Origin of the sequence: Nevskia sp. (assembly GCF_023266035.1) — a bacterium.
GTDB lineage: Bacteria > Pseudomonadota > Gammaproteobacteria > Nevskiales > Nevskiaceae > Nevskia.
Map to the genome: position 1 here is coordinate 1 of NZ_JAHFRY010000188.1, position 6212 is coordinate 6212.

At 66.5% G+C, this 6212-nt stretch carries 6 protein-coding genes; all 6 read right to left on the bottom strand.

Annotated elements, in window-relative coordinates:
- A partial coding sequence (trbE, locus tag Q0D45_RS20185) for a conjugal transfer protein TrbE (protein ID WP_293397310.1) occupies positions 1-2297 on the bottom strand: 2297 nt, incomplete at its 3' end.
- A 19-nt stretch (positions 2298-2316) separates the two neighbouring features.
- Positions 2317-2601 carry a VirB3 family type IV secretion system protein gene (locus Q0D45_RS20190; RefSeq protein WP_154163158.1) on the bottom strand — a complete coding sequence of 95 codons (285 nt, stop codon included), beginning with the start codon at positions 2599-2601 and terminating at the stop codon, positions 2317-2319.
- Positions 2598-2990 (bottom strand): TrbC/VirB2 family protein, encoded by a 393-nt coding sequence (locus tag Q0D45_RS20195; RefSeq protein WP_154163157.1) that lies wholly within the window; start codon positions 2988-2990, stop codon positions 2598-2600. Before Q0D45_RS20195 ends, Q0D45_RS20190 begins: the two co-directional genes overlap by 4 nt.
- Positions 2987-4024, bottom strand: coding sequence for a P-type conjugative transfer ATPase TrbB (gene trbB, locus Q0D45_RS20200; protein WP_027015133.1), 1038 nt, complete (start codon positions 4022-4024; stop codon positions 2987-2989). The genes Q0D45_RS20195 and trbB overlap by 4 nt, the downstream gene beginning before the upstream one ends.
- Complete coding sequence (locus tag Q0D45_RS20205) at positions 4021-4485, bottom strand: CopG family transcriptional regulator (RefSeq protein ID WP_012436232.1); 465 nt, start codon at positions 4483-4485, stop codon at positions 4021-4023. The genes trbB and Q0D45_RS20205 overlap by 4 nt, the downstream gene beginning before the upstream one ends.
- Positions 4482-6212, bottom strand: a 1731-nt coding sequence (locus Q0D45_RS20210; protein WP_293397322.1) for a conjugal transfer protein TraG, incomplete at its 5' end; no start/stop codon positions are given. The genes Q0D45_RS20205 and Q0D45_RS20210, both read right to left, overlap by 4 nt.

Genomic DNA, 6212 nt, shown 5'->3' on the forward strand with positions numbered 1-6212 from the left:
CGCTGGTCTTGCGGCGTGGAAGCACCCGCGAAGGCCAGCGTCGCCGGCCCCAGGTCGAGGTCGAACACGCGGTTGCCGAGGCGGGATTGGTAGTAGTAGTCGCGCTTGGGCTGCGCGGTCGCCACGATCTCGATCTGGCGCGAGTTCAGCCCGAAGCCTTCGTAGATAACCCTGATCTGCGGCTCGGTCGCCTGTGGGTTGGGCAGGAAGATGCGGCTCGCGCAGCTCTCGATGATTGCGGGCGCGATGCTCGAATCCTTGATGTCCGCCAGGCTCTGCGTGGCGAAGATGACGCTCACGTTCTTCTTGCGCAGCGTCTTGAGCCATTGGCGGATGCGCGCCGCGAACACCGGGTCATCGAGGAACAGCCACGCTTCATCGAGGATCAGCAGCGTCGGTGCGCCGTCAAAGCGTTCATCGAACCGTGCAAAGAGGTAATGCAGCACGGCCATGACGGCGGCCTTGTTGTGCATCAGCTCTTCCATCTCAAAGCACTGCACGGAGCCGGAGCCCAGTCGATCCGAATCCGCGTCCAGCAGCTTGCCGTGGGCGCCGCCGAGCACATAGGGCGCGAGCGCCTGCCGCAGCGCGTTCGATTGCAACAGTACGGAAAGGCCCGTCATCGTGCGCTGCTCCACCGGAGCTCCGGCCAGGCTTCCCAGCGCCGACCAAATGGCCACCTTCTCCTCGGGGCCGACGGCCACGCCCTCATGCCGCAAACGGCCTTCGATCCATTCAGCCGCCCAGGTGCGGTAGCCCTCGCGGTCGATGCGCGCGAGTGGTTGGAAAGCGATCTCGCCATCCAGCCCAAGGTCGTAGTGCTCGCCGCCCAGGCCCAGGATCGTGGCGCGCATCGAGCGCCCCATGTCGAAGGCGAAGATGCGCGAGCCGCGATAGCGCCGAAACTGCATCGCCAAAGTGGCGAGCAGCACGGACTTGCCCATACCGGTTGGCCCAGCCACCAGCGTGTGGCCCACGTCGCCGATGTGCGTAACCAGCCGGAACGGCGTCGCGCCCTCAGTGCGCGTGACGATCAGCGGCGGGCCGTCGAGATGCGCGTTCTTCTCCGGCCCGGCCCATACCGCCGACACCGGCATCAGGTGCGCCAGGTTCAGCGTCGAGACGATGGGCTCGCGGACGTTGGCGTAGGCATGGCCCGGAATGGACGACAGCCACGCATCCACGGCGTTGAGCGTTTCGGGGATGGTGACGAAGCCACGCCCCTGGATGACGCGCTCCACCCTGCGCAGCTTCTCGTCGGCCACGGCGGCATCCGCGTCCATGACTGTGACGGTCGCCGTCACGTAGCCGAAGGCCACTTGATCGCTGCCCAGCTCTTGCAAGGCGGCATCAGCATCGGTGGCCTTGTTGCTGGCGTCGGTATCGACCAGCGGGCTTTCCTGCTGGAAGATCGTCTCGCGCAGCAGCGCGATCACGTTTTTGCGCTTGGCGAACCACTGGCGGCGTAGGCGGGAAAGCTCTTTTTCCGCATCGGCTTTGTCGAGGCAGAGAAAGCGCGTACTCCAGCGGTACGCAAAGCTGAGACGGTTGAGGTCATCCAGAATCCCCGGCCAAGTCGAAGTCGGAAATCCCCGCACCGTCGCCACGCGCAGGTGCTGGTCGCCCAGCATCGGTGCCAGTCCGCCGATCAGCGCGGAATCGGCCAGCAAGGCATCGAGGTGGAATGGCACCTCTGGCACGCCCACGCGGTAGCGCCGCGTGGAAATAGTCGAGTGCAGGTAGGTCAGCGTCTGGCTGTCATCGAGCCACGCAATCTCCGGCATCACACCATCGAGCAGGTCGAAAATCCGATCCGTCTCCGCGACGAACGCGGTCAGGCGCTCACGCCAGTCCACGCCCTCGGTCGGACGGTTCTCGTACAGCATTCCGACCGCACGGGCGCGGGCCTCCTCGGGCGGTAGATACACCAGCGTGAGGTGATAGCCGCTCTCGAAATGGTTGCCGGAGTCCTCGAAGGCTGCCCGTCGCTCTTCGTCCACCAGCCAGGACTGCGGTTCGGGAAACTCCGAGTGCGGGTAGTTGGCGGCGGGCCGGCGCTCGGCTTCGATGAACAAGGCCCAGCCCGAACCCAGCCTGCGCAGCGCGTTGTTCAACCGTGCTGACGTAGAGATCAGCTCGCCCTGCGTGGCACTGTCGAGGTCTGGCCCCCGAAAGCGCGCCGTGCGCTGGAAGGAGCCATCCTTGTTCAGCACGACGCCCGGAGCGATCAGCCCGGCCCAAGGCAGCCAGTCAGCCAGCAAGGCCGGGCGCTGGCGGTATTCGGCAAGGTTCAGCATGCGATATCTCCCTTTGCCCCTACACGTCCAGCAGCGGCCGGTGCTTGATATGGCGCGCGAAGACTTGCATGAACTGCGGATCGACACGCGCGCCCCAGACCGCCAGCGCATGGCCGGCGATCCAGAGCACCACGCCCGGAATCCACAGTTGCAGGCCCAAGCCCACGGCCGCGGCCAAGGTGCCATTGGCAATCGCCACCGTGCGCGGCGCGCCGCCCAGCAGGATCGGCTCGGTCAGCGAGCGGTGCAGTGGCACTTCGAACCCCGGAGCGAACCCCTGCACGCCATCGTGGGCCGCGCTCATACGACAGCCCCGCCCGAGAAGCTGAAGAACGACAGGAAGAACGAGGACGCGGCAAACGCGATCGACAGACCGAAGACGATCTGGATCAGCTTGCGAAAACCGCCCGAGGCATCGCCGAAGGCCAGCGCCAGGCCCGTGGCGATGATGATGATGACCGCGATGATCCGGGCCACCGGACCCTGGATCGACTCCAGGATGGATTGCAGCGGCCCCTCCCAAGGCATCGAGGAACCGGCGGCCTGCGCGGTGCCTGCGAGCAGCAGCGTCAGCGCCGCGAGCATCAGGCCCTGCAGGGCTGGGCGTGCCAAGCCATCCAGCCGCGCGGGACGGCAGCGCAGGGCAAGCGGGTTTGCAGAAATACGGAAAGCAGGAACGATCATCTGCGTCATGGCAGTTCTCCAGGTTGGTCAAGGGACAGGGAAGAAAGGTCGGACTGCGACAGCAGCTCCGGGAATGGAGCCTCCAGCGCATCCGCCAGTTGGTAGCCCGCGCCATCGAAGCCGACGACGCGGGCGATGCTCTCGATGCGGCGCTTGCGTCCGCGCCCGGCGATGTGGATGACCACGTTGACCGCTTCCGCGATCAGCGCACGGGGCGGGTTCTCCGCCACTTCGAGAATCAGTTGCTCCAGGCGCAGCAGCGCGCCCAGCGCGGAGCCGGCGTGGATGGTGGCGATGCCGCCGGGGTGGCCCGTGCCCCATACCTTGATGAGATCCAGCGCCTCGGCACCACGCACTTCGCCAACGATCACGCGATCCGGGCGCAGGCGCATGGAAGAGCGCACCAGCTCGGTCATCGACACCACGCCCTGGCGCGTGCGCAGCGGTACGTGATCGCGCGCCGCGCATTGCAGCTCCACCGTGTCTTCAAGCACCAGCACGCGGTCACCGGTAGCGGCAATCTCGGCGAGCAAGGCATTGGCGAGCGTGGTCTTGCCCGTGCTGGTGCCGCCTGCGATCAGGATGTTCTGGCGCTCGCGCACGGCGCGCACCAGCAGGCCCGCCTGCGCGGCGGTCATCATTCCGTCCTCGATGTAGCGCGACAGTGGGATCACGCCAAAGGCGCGCTTGCGCAAGGCGAAGGCCGGCCCCGGCGCGGCGGGCGGCAGGATGCCCTCGAAGCGTTCGCCCGTCTCGGGCAGCTCTGCCGTCAACAACGGCTGGCCCCGATGAACTTCCGCGCCAACGTGAGCTGCAACGAGGCGGATGATGCGTTCGCCATCGGCCTCGGACAGCTCCACGCCCATCGGCGCGCGGCCCGTGGACAGCCGATCCACCCAGAGCGTGCGGTCGGGGTTGAGCATGATTTCCACCACGTCTGGGTCTTCGAGCGCGGCAGCGATCAGCGGCCCCATGGCCGTGCGCAGCATCTGGATGCGGCGATCCAGCGAGGTGGCCGTGAAGGAGGAAGGAACGGCGCTCATAAGGCACGCTCCTGGGCATCCGCGACGGCCGCAGCGCCCTCCGGTCGCGTCGGATCGGTGTGCAGTTCCTCCACCACATCCCGCACCAGGCTGCGCCCGCGCAGCAAATGCCGTCCGAGCTGTTCGACGAACTGCTCGAAGCGGGCCTTGCCCTGGGCGCGAGCGGCATCCTGATGGGCCTCGGGCACGGGTGTGCTCACCGTGAGGAAATAGCGGATGAACAGCGCCAATGTTTCGATGGCAATGTTCTGGTCGCGCTCCAGGCGCTCGGCGTGGCGCGACAGGCGGTCCAGCCGCTTGGCAATTGCCGCCTCGCGCTGGTCGGCCGCATCGGGCGACAGCCAGGAGGCCAGGGCCGCCGCGACGATGCTGGACTTGGACACGCCCTTCTTGGCGGCCAGTTCATCGAGCCGCTTGCTGTGCTCCGGCTGGATGAACACATTGAGGCGGTGTTGGGTCATAGGTCGATTCCGTCGTCAGGGTCGAGGGAAGCCAGCCGGGCCGTGCGCTGCAGGGCCGGATCGAGCTGGCGAGGAAGGGGATGCGGCATGTCGTCGTCATCGAGCAGCCCGAGGTCGGCTGCGGGCGCAACCAGGTCGGGGTCGTAGGTGACGGCTTCGGAAAGTTCGGGCTGGCGGCGTGGGCCGCTGTCGTCGGCCGAACCCAGGTTCTCCAGCCCATCGGCGGCGTCGGCCGTCGGTGCGACCGGCATGGCGGGAATCGCCAGCCCGCTCCAGTCGTCGGTGCGTTCCGGTGGCACATCGGCATAGCGCCCCTGCATGGACAGGGTTGCAAGCACCGGCGGCGGAAGCACGCGCCGCTTGAAATTGCTGTCCGCGTAGTAGCGCAGCTTCTTGGCCTTGATGGGCGCCACGCTGGACACCATCACCACGGCCTCGTCGGGCGGAAGCTGCATTACCTCGCCCGGCGTGAGCAGCGGACGTGCCGTCTCCTGGCGCGACACCATCAGATGCCCGAGCCATGGCGCGAGCCGGTGGCCGGCGTAGTTGCGCTGCGCGCGCAGCTCGGTCGCGGTGCCCAGCGTTTCGGAGATGCGCTTGGCGGTGCGCTCGTCGTTGGTGGCGAACGTCACCCGGACATGGCAGTTGTCCAGGATCGAATGGTTCTGGCCGTAGGCTTTGTCAATCTGATTGAGCGACTGGGCGATGAGGAAGCTGCGGATACCGTAGCCGGCCATGAAGGCCAGCGCCGTCTCGAAGAAGTCCAGGCGCCCCAACGCAGGGAACTCATCGAGCATCAGCAGCAGCTTGTGGCGGCGCTCGATCCCATCGGAGCCATCGAGCGATTCGGTGAGGCGCCGCCCGATCTGGTTGAGGATCAGGCGAATGAGCGGCTTCGTCCGCGATATGTCCGAAGGCGGCACCACCAGATACAGCGATACCGGATGCTCGGCCGCGATCAGGTCAGCGATGCGCCAGTCGCAGCGTGAGGTGACTTCGGCCACCGTGGGATCGCGGTACAGGCCAAGGAACGACATGGCCGTGGACAGCACGCCGGAGCGTTCGTTGTCGCTCTTGTTGAGGACTTCACGCGCCGCCGATGCGACGACCGGATGCGGCCCATCGCCGAGGTGCGGCGTGGTCATCATCCGGTGCAAGGTCAGCTCGAACGGGCTGGCCGGGTCGGAGAGGAAGTTGGCGACGCCGCGCAGCGTCTTGTCTTCGCCCGCATAGAGCACATGGAGGATGGCGCCGACAAGTAGCGCGTGGCTAGTCTTTTCCCAATGGTTGCGCCGCTCCAGTGCTCCTTCGGGATCGACCAGAATGTCTGCGATGTTCTGCACGTCGCGCACTTCGTGCGCGCCGCGCCTCACCTCCAGCAGTGGGTTGTAGGCCGACGACTTCGCATCGGTCGGGTTGAACAGCAGGCAATGCGAGAAGCGCGAGCGCCAGCCGGCGGTGATGCTCCAGTTCTCGCCCTTGATGTCGTGAATGACGGCCGATGCAGGCCAGCTCAACAAGGTGGGAACCACCAGGCCCACGCCTTTGCCCGAGCGGGTAGGCGCGAAGGTCAGAACATGCTCCGGGCCTTCGTGCCGCAGGTACTGCTGGCGATGCAGGCCAAGGAATACGCCCGCAGACCGGTCAAGACTCGCCTTGTGGATGTCCTCCGCATTGGCCCAGCGCGCCGTGCCGTAGGTCGTGACCAGCTTGGACTGGCGCGAGCG